Origin of the sequence: Terribacillus saccharophilus (assembly GCF_002272745.1) — a bacterium.
Taxonomy (GTDB): Bacteria; Bacillota; Bacilli; order Bacillales; family Amphibacillaceae; genus Terribacillus; species Terribacillus saccharophilus_B.
This window is the reverse complement of sequence record NZ_NPBD01000019.1, coordinates 1-16,896: the sequence shown is the minus strand read 5'-3', so window position 1 is coordinate 16,896 and position 16,896 is coordinate 1. Positions and strand designations below refer to the sequence as shown.

23 protein-coding genes are annotated in these 16,896 nt (G+C 44.3%); 10 read left to right on the top strand and 13 right to left on the bottom strand.

All coding sequences use genetic code 11. From position 1 onward, the window contains the following. Positions 1-123: 123 nt before the first annotated feature. The 6 genes from rplM to CHH58_RS17245 all read left to right on the top strand — a co-directional run bounded on the left by rplM (position 124) and on the right by CHH58_RS17245 (position 3,492). Entirely contained in the window at positions 124-561 is a 438-nt protein-coding gene (gene rplM / locus CHH58_RS17270) for a 50S ribosomal protein L13 (RefSeq protein WP_095220661.1), read from the top strand. A gap of 21 nt (positions 562-582) precedes the next feature. Beyond that, a complete protein-coding gene (gene rpsI / locus CHH58_RS17265; RefSeq protein WP_038565267.1) occupies positions 583-975 on the top strand; it encodes a 30S ribosomal protein S9 in 393 nt (130 codons plus the stop codon). 112 nt (positions 976-1,087) lie between these two features. Beyond that, the gene (locus tag CHH58_RS17260; RefSeq protein WP_095233788.1) at positions 1,088-1,618 is read left to right on the top strand and encodes a dihydrofolate reductase family protein; all 531 of its coding nucleotides are present in this window, start codon (positions 1,088-1,090) and stop codon (positions 1,616-1,618) included. Between the two features lie 42 nt (positions 1,619-1,660). Then, positions 1,661-2,191: a hypothetical protein gene (locus CHH58_RS17255; protein WP_095231166.1), complete on the top strand. Its 531-nt coding sequence runs from the start codon at positions 1,661-1,663 to the stop codon at positions 2,189-2,191. Between the two features lie 77 nt (positions 2,192-2,268). Continuing rightward, positions 2,269-3,084 carry a glycerophosphodiester phosphodiesterase family protein gene (locus CHH58_RS17250; RefSeq protein WP_095262905.1) on the top strand — a complete coding sequence of 272 codons (816 nt, stop codon included), beginning with the start codon at positions 2,269-2,271 and terminating at the stop codon, positions 3,082-3,084. A gap of 105 nt (positions 3,085-3,189) precedes the next feature. After that, the gene (locus tag CHH58_RS17245; RefSeq protein ID WP_095233790.1) at positions 3,190-3,492 is read left to right on the top strand and encodes a hypothetical protein; all 303 of its coding nucleotides are present in this window, start codon (positions 3,190-3,192) and stop codon (positions 3,490-3,492) included. A gap of 62 nt (positions 3,493-3,554) precedes the next feature. Here the strand turns inward: CHH58_RS17245 and CHH58_RS17240 are convergent, their stop codons facing one another. From CHH58_RS17240 to CHH58_RS17230, 4 genes are all read right to left on the bottom strand, one after another. Further along, complete coding sequence (locus CHH58_RS17240; RefSeq protein ID WP_095262904.1) at positions 3,555-4,055, bottom strand: HAD family hydrolase; 501 nt, start codon at positions 4,053-4,055, stop codon at positions 3,555-3,557. Positions 4,056-4,243: 188 nt separating this feature from the next. After that, a complete protein-coding gene (locus CHH58_RS17235) occupies positions 4,244-4,558 on the bottom strand; it encodes a hypothetical protein (RefSeq protein ID WP_179867407.1) in 315 nt (104 codons plus the stop codon). An 81-nt stretch (positions 4,559-4,639) separates the two neighbouring features. Then, complete coding sequence (locus CHH58_RS18505) at positions 4,640-4,801, bottom strand: hypothetical protein (RefSeq protein ID WP_170937682.1); 162 nt, start codon at positions 4,799-4,801, stop codon at positions 4,640-4,642. 85 nt (positions 4,802-4,886) lie between these two features. After that, on the bottom strand, positions 4,887-5,087 hold the full coding sequence (locus tag CHH58_RS17230; RefSeq protein ID WP_095231170.1) for a hypothetical protein: 201 nt from the start codon (positions 5,085-5,087) through the stop codon (positions 4,887-4,889). Between the two features lie 229 nt (positions 5,088-5,316). Between CHH58_RS17230 and CHH58_RS17225 the strand changes: the two genes are divergently transcribed. Next, positions 5,317-6,186, top strand: coding sequence for a cation diffusion facilitator family transporter (locus CHH58_RS17225; protein ID WP_095262903.1), 870 nt, complete (start codon positions 5,317-5,319; stop codon positions 6,184-6,186). A 34-nt stretch (positions 6,187-6,220) separates the two neighbouring features. On the opposite strand, the gene CHH58_RS17220 is transcribed toward CHH58_RS17225, so the two are convergent. Genes CHH58_RS17220 through CHH58_RS17205 form a run of 4 tightly spaced genes read right to left on the bottom strand, consistent with a single transcriptional unit; the run spans position 6,221 to position 7,529 of the window. Next, entirely contained in the window at positions 6,221-6,655 is a 435-nt protein-coding gene (locus CHH58_RS17220) for a VOC family protein (RefSeq protein WP_095231172.1), read from the bottom strand. 14 nt (positions 6,656-6,669) lie between these two features. Next, positions 6,670-6,852 (bottom strand): hypothetical protein, encoded by a 183-nt coding sequence (locus CHH58_RS17215; protein ID WP_095231173.1) that lies wholly within the window; start codon positions 6,850-6,852, stop codon positions 6,670-6,672. Positions 6,853-6,864: 12 nt separating this feature from the next. Continuing rightward, positions 6,865-7,296 (bottom strand): NUDIX hydrolase, encoded by a 432-nt coding sequence (locus CHH58_RS17210; protein ID WP_095234761.1) that lies wholly within the window; start codon positions 7,294-7,296, stop codon positions 6,865-6,867. A gap of 20 nt (positions 7,297-7,316) precedes the next feature. Next, on the bottom strand, positions 7,317-7,529 hold the full coding sequence (locus tag CHH58_RS17205; RefSeq protein ID WP_095231174.1) for a hypothetical protein: 213 nt from the start codon (positions 7,527-7,529) through the stop codon (positions 7,317-7,319). Positions 7,530-7,702: 173 nt separating this feature from the next. Between CHH58_RS17205 and cwlD the strand changes: the two genes are divergently transcribed. Both cwlD and CHH58_RS17195 read left to right on the top strand, forming a co-directional pair. Next, complete coding sequence (gene cwlD, locus CHH58_RS17200) at positions 7,703-8,425, top strand: N-acetylmuramoyl-L-alanine amidase CwlD (protein ID WP_095231175.1); 723 nt, start codon at positions 7,703-7,705, stop codon at positions 8,423-8,425. A 100-nt stretch (positions 8,426-8,525) separates the two neighbouring features. Beyond that, positions 8,526-9,587: an Mrp/NBP35 family ATP-binding protein gene (locus CHH58_RS17195; RefSeq protein WP_095231176.1), complete on the top strand. Its 1,062-nt coding sequence runs from the start codon at positions 8,526-8,528 to the stop codon at positions 9,585-9,587. A 33-nt stretch (positions 9,588-9,620) separates the two neighbouring features. On the opposite strand, the gene CHH58_RS17190 is transcribed toward CHH58_RS17195, so the two are convergent. The 5 genes from CHH58_RS17190 to pdaB all read right to left on the bottom strand — a co-directional run bounded on the left by CHH58_RS17190 (position 9,621) and on the right by pdaB (position 14,293). After that, a complete protein-coding gene (locus CHH58_RS17190; RefSeq protein WP_095231177.1) occupies positions 9,621-10,511 on the bottom strand; it encodes a carbohydrate ABC transporter permease in 891 nt (296 codons plus the stop codon). After that, entirely contained in the window at positions 10,511-11,425 is a 915-nt protein-coding gene (locus tag CHH58_RS17185) for a carbohydrate ABC transporter permease (RefSeq protein WP_095231178.1), read from the bottom strand. Before CHH58_RS17185 ends, CHH58_RS17190 begins: the two co-directional genes overlap by 1 nt. Before the next feature lie 23 nt (positions 11,426-11,448). Further along, positions 11,449-12,771, bottom strand: coding sequence for an ABC transporter substrate-binding protein (locus CHH58_RS17180; protein ID WP_249275169.1), 1,323 nt, complete (start codon positions 12,769-12,771; stop codon positions 11,449-11,451). Between the two features lie 128 nt (positions 12,772-12,899). Further along, on the bottom strand, positions 12,900-13,466 hold the full coding sequence (gerD, locus tag CHH58_RS17175) for a spore germination lipoprotein GerD (protein ID WP_095231179.1): 567 nt from the start codon (positions 13,464-13,466) through the stop codon (positions 12,900-12,902). A 65-nt stretch (positions 13,467-13,531) separates the two neighbouring features. Further along, positions 13,532-14,293 (bottom strand): polysaccharide deacetylase family sporulation protein PdaB, encoded by a 762-nt coding sequence (gene pdaB, locus CHH58_RS17170; RefSeq protein WP_095233795.1) that lies wholly within the window; start codon positions 14,291-14,293, stop codon positions 13,532-13,534. 180 nt (positions 14,294-14,473) lie between these two features. On the opposite strand from pdaB, the gene CHH58_RS17165 reads away from it, so the two are divergent. After that, a partial coding sequence (locus CHH58_RS17165; RefSeq protein ID WP_095262902.1) for a cation-translocating P-type ATPase occupies positions 14,474-16,896 on the top strand: 2,423 nt, incomplete at its 3' end.

Genomic DNA, 16,896 nt, shown 5'->3' with positions numbered 1-16,896 from the left:
TGAGGGACTATGATGATATACTATGGTTTATGGCATTTTATTTCTATACCACGGTTAGCCCCGGAAGACTAATTGTGTAGAATAATAAATGAACGATTCAATCGAAAAAATGGAGGAAATGACATGCGTACAACATTCATGGCGAACGAAAGCAATATCGAACGCAAATGGCTTGTTGTGGATGCAGAAGGCCAAACTCTTGGTCGTCTTGCAAGTGAAGTTGCTGCTATCCTACGTGGTAAGCACAAACCAACTTACACTCCACATGCCGACACTGGTGATAACGTAATCATCATCAACGCTGAGAAAATCGAACTTACTGGTAACAAACTTGCTGACAAGATCTACTACCGTCACTCTAATCACCCAGGTGGTTTGAAACAGCGTACAGCTGACGAAATGCGTACAAAATACCCTGAGCAAATGCTTGAGCTTGCTATCAAAGGCATGCTTCCTAAGGGACCACTTGCACGTAAAATGATCAAAAAGCTTCACGTATACCGTGGCGCTGAGCACAAACACCAAGCACAACAACCAGAAGCTTATACACTTCGCGGTTAATTAAAAAGGAGGTAAACAATCGTGGCACAAGTACAATACTACGGCACCGGTCGCCGTAAAAGCTCTACTGCCCGCGTACGTCTAGTACCAGGCACAGGTCAAGTAACAGTAAACAACCGTAGTGCGGAAGATTACTTCCCATACGAAACACTTCGTACAATCATCAACCAACCTCTAGTTGCAACAGAAACTGCTGGCAACTACGACGTTCTTGTAACTGTACAGGGTGGTGGATTCACAGGACAAGCAGGTGCTATCCGTCACGGTATCTCTCGTGCGCTTCTTGAAGCAGATCCAGAATACCGCGGTACACTTAAAAAAGCTGGCTTCCTAACTCGTGACGCACGTATGAAAGAACGTAAAAAATACGGTCTTAAAGGTGCACGTCGCGCTCCACAGTTCTCAAAACGTTAATTTTGGGTACTCAAAAGGCTCTCAACCTATTGGTTGGGAGTCTTTTTTTTGCGTACTTTGAACTTTTTGGTACACTAAACAAAATGTGCGCGAATTATGATGGGGAGGTTTTATTGTGCAATCACGCAAGCTAGTCTTATTCATTGCCGCAAGTCTGGATGGTTATATAGCAACTAAAGAGGAATCACTGGAATGGCTCTTTTCGGTGGAAGGTGAAGGGGATAACGGGTATTCGGAATTCTACGATACAGTTGATACAGTTCTGATGGGTAAGAAGACGTATGACTGGCTGATAAACCATATTGAAGATTTTCCTTACCAAAATAAAGCATGTTATGTCTTTACGCGTTCAGGTGTAAAGGATACAGAGCACGTACAATTTGTCCGGGATGATGTTGTGAATTTCACAAATCAGCTAAAACAACAAGAAGGCAGGAATATCTGGATAGTCGGAGGAGGAGAGCTGTTGTCTTCTTTCATGAAGGAGAAATTGCTGGATGAATTGATTCTTACTGTCTCACCTGTGCTTCTTGGCAGCGGAATACCTTTATTCAAAGAAGGACAGTATCATGCTGATCTTACTTTAAAAAGGACTAGACGGTTCAATCAGTTTGTGGAGCTGCATTATGAAGTGAAGGTTTAAAATAGTCTATCGACATATCATATATAAAAGAAGGAGTCGTATATGCACTTTTCCATAACGCAGCTAGATCTTTTCGATAGCGATTCCACTATCTATTTTCAAGCACCAGCTTCCCATCGCCTGCGAATAGCCACGTCTCATTTCGAGGATCATTCTAACTTACCTATTCTCCGAGATTTTGTTCACTCTATCTTCTCCGTAAACACACATATTTCCATGACGGGCTTTATCGGATATTATATAGGCTCAAAGCGGATATGGGATAGACAATACCTGAAGAATTCCATTAAACTCTCCAACTGGACGGAGACTTACGTGCATGATGAGGAGGGAGGAAGATACATCTATATGACAGTTAAGAATATTACAACAGAGAATGTGAATGCTTTATGTAAACAGACCGCTCAAGGCCGGAAGTGTTCTTCTCTTATGTTCTATACGGAAGACCGGGTGTTTCAGATTAGTGCGGATGTGTTTGATTTGGTAATGACAGACGAGCGACAATTATCGAATCTATGTACAAAATTCTATCCGTGGATTGATACCTATTATCCAAATATAAAGACAATGTAAATACCAATCCACCCTGTGCCTTCACTCTTAACACTAGCTGCATGGTAATCTATATCAAGGTCCTTTAAATTAGCTGTATGAGACAATCTATTACATTTTTATTGTTATGTGTCCTGTTGCTGGCGGGCTGCTCATCAATCCATACGGAGGCTGCCCATTATTCTGACTATAGTCCACTAATCATTGCCCATCGCGGAGCATCTGCAGTTGAGCCTGAACATACATTTCTCTCCTATGATCAGGCAGTGGAGGATGAAGCGGATTATATCGAAATCGATTTGCGCAGGACAGTTGATGGTGAATTGGTTGCAATGCATGATGATACGGTTGATCGGACAACTGACGGAACGGGGTTAGTCGAAGAGCTTACTTTGAAAAAGGTAAAGGAGCTTGATGCGGGAGAAGGGCAGACAGTACCAACTATGAAAGAGATTCTGGAACGGTATGGCAGCGAAGTACATTATTATATCGAGACACGTGAAGATGATGAGGGAGAGCTTGTCATGGAAGAGCAACTACTGCAATTGCTAGAGCAGTATGCTATCCCGATGGAACAAGTCATACTGCAATCGTTCAGCAAAGACAGCATTCATGCACTGCACGAACTCGATCCTGAACTTACGTTGGTTCAGCTGCTGAAGAAGAAAGATCTGGAGCAGCTAGACAGGGAAGATCTACAAGCAATTAATGATATTGCAATTGGCGTGGGTATCTATGCTGGAATTTTAGAAGAATCAGTAGTTGATTTGATACATAATCATGAGCTCGAGGTTCATGCCTATTACCGAGGAGACGAAAGAGAATGGACAGAGGAGATGCTGCAATTCGAAGTTGATGGCATCTTCTCAGATGATCCTGCCTTTTTGGTAAATAAAATGGAGAAGAAGGAGTAAATCACTACTAGTGATATATTCCTTTTTTTGCGTCCAAATGTTTAGCTTCACGCTGGGGTGATATAGAGATAGGAAGTCAATGCAGCAATGAAGGGAGTTTTAACTATGAAAACAATCGCAATTGTAGGGGGCATCTTTGGTATTATTGCCTCACTTCTAGCTATGTTCTTTACCTTAATTGAAAATACGTATACAGTTGGGAACTTTGGAGTTCTTGGGATTGCCGCTGGCATCTTAGGCATCATCGCCGCATTCTTGCTTGATCGAAAATCGGTGCTAGCTGGTGTTCTCCTCATTGTAGCGGCAGCAGTAGGTATCTATGCAGTGCTATTATACTTCCTCTTACCTGGTGTACTAATGCTCATCGCTGCATTTGTCAAAATGACACGCAAAGGAAGCCGTTACTGAAGAAAGCATACCGATAAGGGTATGCTTTTTGGGTGGGATTGTATTATGTACCTTCTTTTAGGTTATGTACTTGCTTGACGCTCAATTTCAACTTTCAATCTTTTCTCGGGAGCAAAATCTCTTTCCCAGTTTTCCGGTTTCAGTATTTTCCCATCACTTTCACGATACTTTGCAACACCATTGTGTAACTTGCCCATATTAGCTTCATGTACAATATCAAACAGTGGTTCAGGCTCAACACCAAGAATAGCAAACGAACCATTGTTAAAATAAGCCTCATCAATTAATGCATCAGCTTGAGCAATAAGAACGTCATCTACTGGCTTTTGTTCTTCACGTATTTTGGTTTTGGCTTTCTCTAATCCTACTAGGAATTGTTCATAAAGCTTTTCAAATTCAGAGACATTTCCACCTACTGTAGCATATAGAAATTCCATTAATTCCTCACCTGACCAGACTGCACGATTTAATGCAATCTCTTTACTCATAGGAGTTGGTTTGTCATGTTGTAAGTGATCGAATGCCTTATGGAATTCTCTAACTTGGTTGTATTGTTTCGTCATCTTGTTCCTCCTCTTTTATCTTTATGATTTTCTTCCTTTTCTCCATCTACCTAATCTGCTGGGTTTCTTATTAATATTATCAGTAATACAATGACACGCAACACCTGTCACCTTTGTCTGACAACATCAGGTTACCTATGTGTGAAGAGAACATAACAAAAAGAGGGACTGTTATCCCTCTTTGTATATTAATATCCGTAACCATAGTAAGGATAGTTATAGTAAGGGTACGGATAAGGATAGTAAGGGTATGGGTAAGGCCGAGGCCGGTTATAATAAGGCGGATAAAGCAAGCTGCTGCCGATCAGACCGCCGACGACACCGCCTAGAAATGGTCCGCCGCCGTAGCCGAACCCAGGGCGGCCATAGCCATAACCTGGACGACCGAATCCACCGAAGCCATAACCAGGACGGCGTCGGTATTCATCCGTATAAACCGGATAAGAATATTGAACTTGCTCGTCAGCTTGATAAGGTACAAGAGAGTGATTTTGTTCTTGCATGAAAAACACCTTCCTTTCTGTGCCAGTGTATGACGGGCAAGAGCGGAAGGCGCAGGACAGCAGCCTAATTAAGTGTTTTTTTTAATTGAAGGTATCGCGGAGGATGGCCGCTATCGGAATAAGCAATGCTAGTATCGGAACGAAAGCCCATATCCAGCTGTGCCTGGGGTGTTTGTTTTCCTCTTTCATTTTTTCCAATTCCAGCTCGAGCAGACGGATGCGCTGTTCCAGATCTTCTTCCATTCATCATCCTCCTTATTAGGCTTGTCTTCAGAACTCTTAAAAAGAGCCTCTGTATCATTGTAGTAAACAAGAGGCTTTTTCATGCTTATGCAATAACGGCAGCTGTGACGGCGCCGTATCCGTTTCCGCTTCCAGCATTCTGTACAGACCTTTTATAAGATGCGTAAGAAATGTAAAGTGCAATTGTTGCTCCGATCAGGGACAGGATTAGGCCTATATAAGATATCACCGTGGCGATGAACTCATATCTTTCCTCTACGACAATGACAGTATCGTTGTTATTCAACTTATCATCGCTCCTTCCTCACGCTAGCTTATGCACCCATGGGCGGATGGTGTCTATCTTGATCAATCGTTTGATTAGCTTTCCTTTTGTGAATTATCTGCGCTTTTGCTCAGGGAAAAACTATTAGCTCGCGGCTATTCATATGGCATCTTGAAAAAACGTTGCTGTAGACCCACCCAATGTTGGGCTGATATGATGATGGAACTGGAATGAAAGGGCTGACGAGGCGTTGGAGAATGAAAAATACAAGGAACTGAAGATGGGAGAGCGCGGAGTTTATATTAGTATCGGTGCTTATCTTGTCTTGTCCTCTTTGAAACTAATTGTTGGATTTATAAGTGGATCGGCTGCTTTACGAGCGGACGGTTTAAATAATGCTACAGATATTGTCGCTTCTGTCGCTGTATTGATCGGGCTGAAACTGGCGAGGAAGCCACCTGATGCAGATCATCCGTACGGTCATTGGAAAGCAGAGACGGTCGCAAGTCTTATTGCTTCCTTTATTATGATGACGGTCGGGCTGCAAGTATTATATACGGCTGTGCTTAATGTATTTGATGGTTCTAACGAGGCACCAGATATGATGGCAGCCTGGACAGGCGTATTCGGGGCAATCGTTATGTTTTTTGTTTATCGATATAATATGCGGCTGGGTTCGAAAATAAACAGTCAATCTGTAAAAGCGGCAGCAAAGGATAATCTATCAGATGCACTTGTAAGTGTGGGTACTGTAGTTGGTATCGTTGGTTCACAGCTTGGTTTGCCTTGGCTGGACCCTTTGGCAGCAATTATTGTTAGTTTGATTATCTGTAAGACGGCTTGGGAGATCTTCACTTCTTCTTCCCATCAGCTGACCGATGGATTCGATGAAACACTAATGGTTTCGTACACGGAGACGATAATGAAAATCCAAGGTGTAAAAGGCATAAAGACGATGAAAGCGAGAAGCTATGGAAATAATGCCATCGTTGATACAGAGATCTTGGTCAATTCCACGCTGGACATCCGGCAAGCCCATGACGTAGCAACAACAGTTGAGAAGACGCTAAAGCGCGAGCATGACGTCTATTGGGTAAATGTTCATGTGGAACCACAATAAAAGCCAGAAGCGAATATGCTTCTGGCTTTTTTCTTTACTCAATGATCAGCATATTGTTTTCGTCGAACTTCCAATGCTCGCTAAACGCTACTTCCCAATAATAGCCGTTAGGGTCAGTGAAATAACCGCTGTAGCCACCCCAATCAACACGCTGCGGCTGTTTGACGATCGTAGCACCAGCTCGTGCCGCTTTCTCGATTACATAATCAACTTCCTGTGCCGTCTTGGCATTATAAGCAAGTGTGAACCCAGGAAATCCAGTGCCTGTTTCAGGCGGATTATCCGCATTGATATCCTTGCGTAATGCATCAAGCGGAAACAATTCCAGCTTCGTTCCTCTGTTGTTGAAGAAGACGATATTCGGTGAGTTCTCTTTTACGCTTGTCTCGAAATCCAGGCCATCACGATAGAAAGCAAGTGATGCTTGCATGTCATTAGCACCTAAGCAAATCAAATTGATCTGGTTCATTTCGGCAAACACTCCTATTGTTTTTTTTGTCGCCGGTTTTTGAGCCCTACACTGATGTTAAAGATGATCATGATCACGGCAGCGGCACTAAGCAGGATCATGAGCAGCAATGTTCCTAAGTTGGTAAAGTTATTGTACAAGCCCATGGATAATCCGGCTAGCATGATAAATAAGTACATCCAGGTTTTTCTTGTCATAATCGTGCCCCTTTATGGAATGAGTAGGCCAGAAAGCATTTTCTGGGTGATGTGGTTGAGTTCGGGCAGGTCATCTAGAGGGAAATACCGCAAATCCAGGCTTTCTCCATCAAGCATGGTGAATTCTCCTGAAACGCCGTAAGCCTCATAAACAGAGATGACATTATACACCTCGTCACCGTTTGGATACTTAGCATAGAAGTCAGGTCCTGAACACATACGCTGGAAGCTGAAGCGCTCAGCATGCAGTCCTGTTTCCTCATAAAGCTCTCGTCTGGCTGTGTCTTCCAGTGATTCTCCGAGCTCCATAGCACCGCCTGGAAGTCCCCAATCCTTTGTATCCGCTCTTAGCTGTAAGAGCAGCTGTCCGAATTCATTCCGAATAATGACACCGGCACCAGCCATGACGAGCGGGCGGCTGCCGACTGTTTCACGTAAGTCCATGATATAGTTGGCCAACGTAATTACTTCCTTTCATCCTTCGGGTAGAAGGTATCTTTGCTGCGAGGAAAAAAAGTATTGGAGATACCGTAGCTGATTAAGTAGCTGACGAGTAAGCAGATGCCAATAATGATTAGATTGTGATGGAGCAAATATAGCAGTGCGCTTATTCCGCCCAGCACGACATAAATACCAACATTCAAATATAAGCGTTTCGTCTGATTATCGAAATTCATTTTGTACGTCCTTTTCTGTCATACTTTGTATAGCTATTTTTAATCGTATTACTAGCTTCATTCGTATTACTAGCTTTATTATACCAGTGCTCGCATAAATTCCAAAGAAGAGCGTATATCCGGTATGGTTGTCCCATATAGTGTACAAATGCGCGGTATGGGAGGAAGCACGAATGACTAGAAGATGGATTGCAGGAGCCGTAGCAGCTGCGTTGTTTATCATGCTGCTCGCTTACTACGTACCGAAGATCGTCACGACAGAGGAATCTTCTCATTCCTGGTCCTTGCCGTTAGCTGGCAAGACGATTGTAATAGACCCGGGGCATGGTGGTGTCGACGGCGGGGCGGAAGGTTCAGATGGAACACAGGAAGCGGGAATTACATTAGCAGTCTCAAAAATGCTGCGAGACTATTTGCAGCAGGCAGGTGCGCTCGTCTATCTAACACGGGAAGATGATGTGGATCTGGCGGATGAAGAGACAAAAGGGCTATCCCGCCGCAAATCAGAGGACATAAGGAATCGGGTGGCCTTTATCGAAGAAAAGGAAGCAGACTTTTATATCAGCATTCATACGAATGCATTGCTTTCTTCCAAATGGGCCGGAGCCCAGACGTTTTTCAATGAAGATAATGAAGGCAGTAAAGCATTAGCAACTTTTATCCAGGATGAAATCAAACGTAACTTGGAAAATACGACGCGGGTGCCGCTGGCATTGAATACGATGTATCTACTGAAGCATACGAAGCCGACCGGTGCGCTTGTTGAGATCGGATTCATGTCAAATCCGCGGGAGCTTGAGCTCTTGAAGGATTCCCCTTATCAGGAGCAGATGGCTTTCAGTATTTATGAGGGAATCCTCCGTTATACAACCGAGAAGATGCCGGAAGATGAATGACCGAGCGCCGCTTGCCTAGCTGTCTTGAGAATATGTTATACTAGCGGTAAAAGCAATCTGGAAAACGTTTTCCGGAACAAGCTAGGTAGGGGGCGTTCACATGGTAACAGAAGAAAAAGTACGGGAGCTTCTGAATGATATCGAAGATCCTTTTCTACATACGACGCTAGGAGAAACTGGCGCTATCGCGGACATCCGGATCAAGGAAGAGAAACGGCATGTCAGCGTGAAGATTTTGGTTGGCAAGGCGAATACTGCAGAACAGATGCAGCTGCAGCAAGAAATTGTTAATGTTCTGAAGAACGCAGGAGCTGCAACAGTAGGATTACGCTTCGATCAGCTGCCACAGGATGTAGTGGACCGCTACAGCCAGACGCAATCCTCCGGTAAGCAGAAATCTTTGCTGGACAAGGATACAAAGACGAAATTCATCAACATCGCCAGCGGTAAAGGCGGTGTAGGGAAATCTACGGTTACCGTCAATTTGGCAGTAGCACTTGCGCGTATCGGCTTTAAAGTCGGTATCATTGATGCTGATATTTACGGCTTCAGTGTTCCCGAAATGATGGGTATCGAGAAACGTCCGGAAGTGGTTGATGACAAAATCACACCAGTGGAGCGTTTTGGTGTGAAGATTATCTCGATGGGCTTTTTCGTGGAAGATAACGGACCAGTCATCTGGCGCGGACCAATGCTTGGTAAAATGCTGACAAGCTTCTTCAAAGAAGTACAATGGGGCGACGATTTAGATTACTTGCTTGTCGACCTTCCGCCAGGAACAGGAGATGTGGCTTTAGACATCCACACGATGCTGCCATCCTCCAAGGAGATCATTGTGACAACGCCGCATCCCAACGCTGCTTTCGTTGCTGCGCGTGCTGGTCAAATGGCGCTTCGTACAGAGCATGAAATCCTTGGTGTTGTAGAAAACATGGCGTACTATGAGGTACAGGCAACTGGTGAGAAAGAATACGTCTTCGGTCAAGGCGGCGGAGACAAGCTTGCGGATGCACTTGAAACAGAAGTGATAGGACGCTTGCCGCTGGCGCAGCCATACAAGGAAGAAGGAGTCTTTGCGCCGGCTGTTTATCAAGAAAATCATCCGCTTGGAGATGCGTATGATGACTTGGCAAGGGCGATTTTAGAAAAATATATGCAATAAAAAAGCTGAGAGCATTTTTGCTCTCAGCTTTTTCTATTTGTCGAAGCTGCTTGATCCTGTGATATTCGCACCTTTGATAAAGTACTTCTGGAATACGAAGAACAAAATAATCACAGGCAGCAATACAAGCAAGGAACCAGCCATTAGATAATTCCATTGCGTGCTCGCCTGCTCCTTGAATACTTGTAGTCCGATTTGCAGCGTATAGAGGCTTTCATCGTTCACGTAAAGCAAGGGACCAAGGAAGTCGTTCCATGCACCGTTGAACGAGAAGATGGCTACTGTTGCCAGTGCCGGCTTTACAAGAGGCAGGGCAATCTTCCTCCAGATATAGAAGTGATTCGCACCTTCCATTTTTGCGGCTTCAATCATTTCGTTTGGAATCGTCCGGAAGAATTGGCGAAGCAGGAAGATATTGAACGCACTGCCGAACAAGGCAGGCACGACGAGCGGATAATACGTATTAAGCCATTCCAGCTTAGCGAACAGAACATATTGTGGAATTAGCGTAACAAAACCAGGAATCATCATTGTCGATAGAACGATCGTGAATAGGAGATTCTTGCCTGGGAATGGAATCTTAGCAAACCCGTAAGCTATAAAGCTATTCACAAATACGTTAGCGACCACACAAATGAGTGTAATGGTAATGGTATTCACGGCATACGTCGTAAACGGAGCAGACTGCCATGTATGTACGTAGTTCTCCCAATGCCATTCCTGAGGCAATAGGGTAGGTGGAAACTGCATGATCTCCTCCATCGGTTTGAGAGAGGTGCTAATCATCCACCAGATTGGTGATAATAGGAAGAGGCTTCCGACTACGAGCAGGACCCAATTCAACGTCCGCAGCAGATTATTGCTTATAACAGGCTTTCTTCTTTCTTGTTTGTTGGGAAGCTGCTTTCGTTCTGTCATGTCCATCACTTATCATCTCCTTCATAATGCACCCATTTTGGTGCAAGCTTCAGGTTTATAAGCGTGATTATGAGGACAACAACAAACAGAATCCACGACATTGCCATAGCATAGCCCATATCAAACGATTGGAATGCTTTAATCCACATATAAAGGTTATAAAACAGCATAGAGCTTGCTGGGCCTCCAGATCCGTTTTGACTCATAACATATGCTTCTTGGAAGATTTGGAAGCTGCCTATTGTACTTGTAATGATATCGAAGAAAATGACTGGGGTAATCAATGGTAACGTGATATGCAGAAACTTCTTCCATGCTCCAGCCCCGTCTATTTCTGCTGCCTCATACAGATTTTTGCTTATACCTTGCATGCTCGCAAGATAAAGCAGCATACTGCCGCCGACACTCCATAGCTTCATAAAGATAAGAGACGGTTTCGTCCAATCGGGATCGAACAGCCAGTTCGGTCCATTTATACCGAACCAGGAAAGAATGGTGTTAACAAGACCTGTTCCGGGATCCAGGAGCTGCATCCAAAGCAGATAGACGCCGACACCAGATAAAACTGCCGGAAGATAGAAAATTGTCCGGAAAATTCGCATGCCCGGCAGGCTTTGATTCATCAGCATCGAAATAAAGATAGCCCCTATGGTTGTGAGCGGTACAGAGAAAATAACAAAGTATAACGTGTTATATAGGGATGTCCAAAATAGGTCATCCCCTGTAAATAGCTGATCATAATTCTGTAAACCCACAAAGTCCATGCGGGATGTGATGTTGTAATCGGTAAAGCTGGCGTACAAAGAGAACGCCAGCGGACCTAGTGTGAACGCGAGGAAACCGATAACCCAAGGGGCAACGAAAATATACCCTTGGAGACTTTCACGTCTTCCCATCGTCCACCATTTTTTCTTTTTCATCGTATCCCCCCAAAAAAGAAACCCTATTGTGCTGTTTTTTCTACAAGTTCTTCGACATCCTGCTGTGCTTTATCCAATGCTTCCTGCGCTGGTTTATTTTCTATAAGGATAGCATCGAGCTGCGGATTAATGAGATTCACATAATCCGGGGCATAAGCAGGCATTGGGGTAAGCAATGTTTCGTTCAGGTTCTGTGCTGCCATTTCATAAACCATCTGATCCTTTTCTGATAGTTCGTCAGATGCTGCTGCACTTTCTGACGCTTCGATGTTGGCTATATTATCGAAGTTCTTCACTGCCCAGTATTCCTGTGCTTCTTTATCTGTTAGATATTTGATGAATTCCCATGCTTCATCTGGGTGAGAAGAGCCTTTCGGAATCTCAGCTACAAATCCGCCGCCCCAGCTTGTGTTGCCGTTGCCAGATGTTTTCTCCGGTAATGGAGCTACGCCAAAATCAAGGTCAGGTGCATAGTCGCGAATTTGTGTGTAGAAGGTTGCTGCGTTCGCCATCATACCGAGCGAACCGTTAAAGAAAGGATTGCTTTGCTGACTATCGATTTGAGATTGGTAACGGTTGATAGTGTCTTCGCCGTATTTATCTTTCCAGCTCTTGATCCATTCCATCGTATCAACGTTTGTTTCACTATTGATGACCGGTTCATCATCCTCGTTGAAATAATTCATTCCAGATCCATTCAATAGCCACACGTCAGATCCTACGCCATAAAGCGGATAGAAGCCGATTCGTTCATATGTATTGCCGGACTTCTTGTCGAGTTTTTCAGCATACTCTTCAAGCTCTTCCCAAGTTTCAGGGGGCTTGTTCGGATCTAGTCCAGCTTTTTTGAAGGCATCTTTGTTATAGAACAACAATCGTGTGTCTGTATTGAATGGAATCCCGTAGGAATCGCCTTCATACAAGGTAGTGTCCCAAAGATTCTCATAGAATCGTCCGGAAATATCGTCTTTCTCCAAATATGGCGCCAGGTTCTCAGCTTGTCCTTCTTGTCCGCGGAGGGCAGTGGCGTTAATGTCATTAATGACAACATCTGGGGGATTGTTTGCCGCGATAGCAGCCAATTCTTTTGTCCAAATATCGCCGAATGGTATGTATGTATGTTCTACTACAATTTCATCTTGCGAGTTATTAAAATCTTCGATGATTTTGTCTATTACAGGACGGCGGATCTCCGAACCCCAGAATGTCCAGAAATCAATCTTTACTTTACCATCCTCAGTTTTTCCTTCAGAAGCCTGAGTTCCCTCTGATCCACCGGTAAATCCAGCACAACCCGTCAGGAATAGGAGTAATGCAAGTGCTAGCAGACAGAATCTTTTCAGCATAATTTAGTCCCTCCGATTAATTTATGAAAGCGTTCTTCTATTACCCACCGTAAAAAAGTTGGAAACGCTTTTAAGAGAAGATGATAAAAAAGACCTAGGCAGATATAATCCGCCTAGGTCTTATAGGTTTACTTCTCTTTTTGTTTGGATTGCGCTTCTTCCAATGCTTTTTGGACAGTCTGCATCAGCTTTTGCTCAAACATTGGTGTCTCCGCAGATTCCTGGATTGTTTTCTCCAGCTCCTTGCGGAAATCCTGACTTTTCATGACATTGAGCATCTGCTCTTGTACTTTTGGATCCTGCAAGAGCTGCAGCATCTGCTTTTGGAAATCGGAATCATTCATCAAATCTTTGACGAGCTTCTTCTGCTCAGGTCCGATGTTTTTCGCGAAGGCTGCGACGAACTCCGGATCTTCGAAACGTTCTTTCCAGAATTTTTGTCCTTCTTCTGATGTCCATGATTTATTGATAGCATCTTCTACTTTGCTAGCATCCAAGGAGACCAAATCCTGCATTGTCTCATCTGACATCACTTCTGAGATGGCTTTTTTGCCTTCATCTGTTTTCAATATATCGGCGACCATTTGTTTGGTCGTATCATAATCCGGCTGACTGCTTTCTGCGGCTTGCCCGCCCGTGCATGAAGTAAGCACGAATAGGGATAATAACAAGATCGGAACTAACCGTACAAACATAAACGTGTGCTCCTTCCACTGTAGTAAGTACCCTTAATTTGCGCAAAAGGAGCAGTGTTTATGCATTAATTCACTTCTTTCAATTCAGGGGTTCCTCCAGCAATGAGTTCGCTGACAGTGACGTAATGATATCCTTTATTCTTCAGTGCGGGCAGGATAGTCTCTAGAGCTTTTTCCGTTTGTTTGACTGAATCAGAAGCATGTAGCTGAATGATATCACCATTACTTGCTTCTTCCATGACTTCATCTACGATAAGCTGTGTTCCTGGATTACGCCAGTCCTGTGGATTGACACTGTATTGGATGACTTTCAAACCGAGGGTCTCTGATAACTGGATTATTTCAGTATTGAAATCTCCCGTTGGCGCCCGGAGCAGCTCGATATCTTCATGACCAAGTTTACGGAATATCTCTTTTGCATAAGAGAGGTCTTTTCTTATTTGAGCAGGCTCTTGATCGATATAGCTTTTATACCGGTAGCCCATCATTCCCAATTCATGCTTATCCTCGACAATCCGGTCGATGATTTGCGGATGGCGCTCAGCCCATTCGCCACTGACGAAGAAGGTTGCTTTTACATTCTGTTCCTTCAATTCATCCAGTATAGGGATAGCTTGCGTATCTCCCCAGCTTATATTGAAGGTTAGTGCAATATTAGGAGCATCTTTACTCCCTTGTGTCAAAGCTGCTGGTTTTTCCTTCGAGGAAAAGACGGAAAGCGAACTGCTCGTCTCCATCCAGATAATCAACGCTGTGAACATTGCTGCTGCTACGACAAATGCCCACCTTTTCCATTTGTTGAAACGGAATACATAAAAGTGCTGCATGCCTATCATTCCCTTCGCTGTCTCCGTAATGTAGTTCCATTCTATGCATGCCTGTCCGTGAACATGATGCTTGTCTGCTATCTGTTAATAGAAATGACAACATTTTTACAAAAAAGCTGATTCTATTTTGCTTATTTGGGGGAAACCAATTAGGAGAGAATTTGGAAAGGGGGGCATGGAGTGAAGGCTTACCGCATGGATGCAGAAGAGGTTTTACAGGAACTTGGGACCCAACGCTCGGGTATATCGCAGGAAGAAGCCCAGCGGAGACTGGAAGCGGATGGATACAATGAATTGAAGAGTAAGGAAAAGGATCCAGTATGGAAGTTGTTCCTTGCCACTTTCAAGGATGCTATGGTCATTGTCCTGCTTGTAGCGGCAGCTGTACAGCTCGCATTGGGGGAAGTGGTAGAATCCATCATCATTTTTCTTGTCATCTTGCTCAATAGTGTTATCAGTGTTGTTCAGACAAAGAAAGCGGAAAGCTCATTAGAGGCATTACAGGAGATGTCTGCTCCATCAGCTAAAGTAGTGCGTGGTGGAGAGAGTACGACGGTGCCGGCCAAGGAACTGACAAAAGGAGATATCGTGCAGCTGGATGCAGGGGATTATGTACCGGCGGACGGTAGACTAATCAGCAGCGAATCTCTAAAAATCAATGAGGGAATGTTGACAGGAGAGTCAGAGGCAGCGGATAAGAAGACAGACGTGATTGAGGAAGAAGCTTCTATTGGAGATCGTATCAATATGGTACATAGCGGATCGCTGGTAGTGAACGGTCGAGGAAGCTTCATTGTGACAGCCATTGCCCAGAATACTGAAATTGGGCAGATTGCCAATATGATCGAGACAGCAGAATCCAAGCAGACGCCTTTACAGAAAAAGCTGGATGAATTCAGTAAAAGACTCGGAATTGGGGTCTTGGTGCTGTGTATTTTGATCTTTGCAGCTCAAGCCGCGCGCCTTTGGTTTGGAGATGGTCAGGCAGATATGACCCAAGGCTTTCTTAATGCCTTCACTTTCTCTGTAGCAGTAGCGGTGGCTGCAATTCCGGAAGCATTATCTTCTATTGTAACGATCGTTATGGCAGTAGGTACGACCAAGATGGCTAAGCAACAAGCAATCATTCGCAGGCTTCCAGCAGTGGAAACACTAGGCTCTACTCGTGTAATTTGTACAGATAAGACAGGAACTCTCACACAAAACAAGATGACTGTGACAGATACATTCGTCCCTGGGAAAAGCGAAGGGATATCGGAAGATGAATCAGCGCGGAGCAAATCGGAGCAGTTGCTTCTAAATATCGCTGTTCTCTGCAATGACTCTAGTGTCAGTGAGGAGGGCGCAGAAATAGGAGACCCGACAGAAACAGCACTGATTCATTTCGGACAGAAGATGGGACTGGATCCAGCTCGGCTCCGAAAAGAGAAGGAACGCGAAATGGAGCTGCCTTTCGACTCGGATAGAAAGATGATGTCCACTGTCTATCGCTTAGATGGAGATAGACTAATGCTGATTAAGGGCGGACCCGATGTGCTGTTCGAAAGATGCACACACATCCTAATTGATGGAGAAGAACAATCATTGGATGAAACGCGTCTTAAAGAAGTAATGGATCAGAACGAAAAATTCTCCGATAATGCGCTTCGTGTACTGGCTTATGGTTACAAAAAGATACCCGACGATAAGGGTTCATTGGAGGAACAGGATGAACAAGATCTTGTACTAGTGGGTCTTACAGCTATGATTGATCCTCCGCGCGAAGCTGTTCCTGCTTCCATTGCGGAAGCAAGAAGTGCTGGTATACGCAGTATCATGATCACCGGTGATCATAAAACCACAGCTCAGGCAATCGGGAAAGAAATCGGATTGATGGAAGAAGGAGATCTTGCTCTAACAGGTAAGGAACTGGATAAATTATCTGAAGAAGAATTGGATGAGAAGCTTGGTCGAATCTCTGTCTATGCCCGTGTATCACCGGAAAACAAAATCAGAATTGTCCGGGCGTGGCAGAACAAAGGATCTATTACTGCAATGACCGGAGACGGTGTGAATGATGCCCCTGCACTGAAGCAAGCAGATATAGGAATAGCTATGGGGAGCGGAACGGATGTAGCTAAAGATTCATCAGCTATGGTACTCGCAGACGATAATTTTGTCTCCATTGTCAACGCTGTCGGAGTAGGGCGCACGGTGTTTGATAATATCAAAAAGGCGATAGGCTATTTGTTTGCCGGGAACCTGGGTGCGATTATCGCTATCCTTTTCGCTGTCTTTCTCAATATGCCAAATCCATTCACTGCATTGCAGCTGCTGTTCATTAACTTAATCAATGATTCCTTGCCGGCGCTGGCTCTTGGTATGGAGAAGGAAGAGCCGGACGTGATGAAACGAAAACCTCGTGATATAAATGAGGGCATATTCTCTGGCGGTACGCTGCAAAGTGTAATCGTTCGAGGGGTGCTAATAGGAGCGGCAGTCATCGTTTCCTTCTATATTGGATTGCAGCATTCTACCGAAATGGGAATAGCGATGGCCTTTACGACGCTTATTTTGGCCAGGACACTCCAAACGTTTTCTGCGAGGTCCAATACTCAGACCAT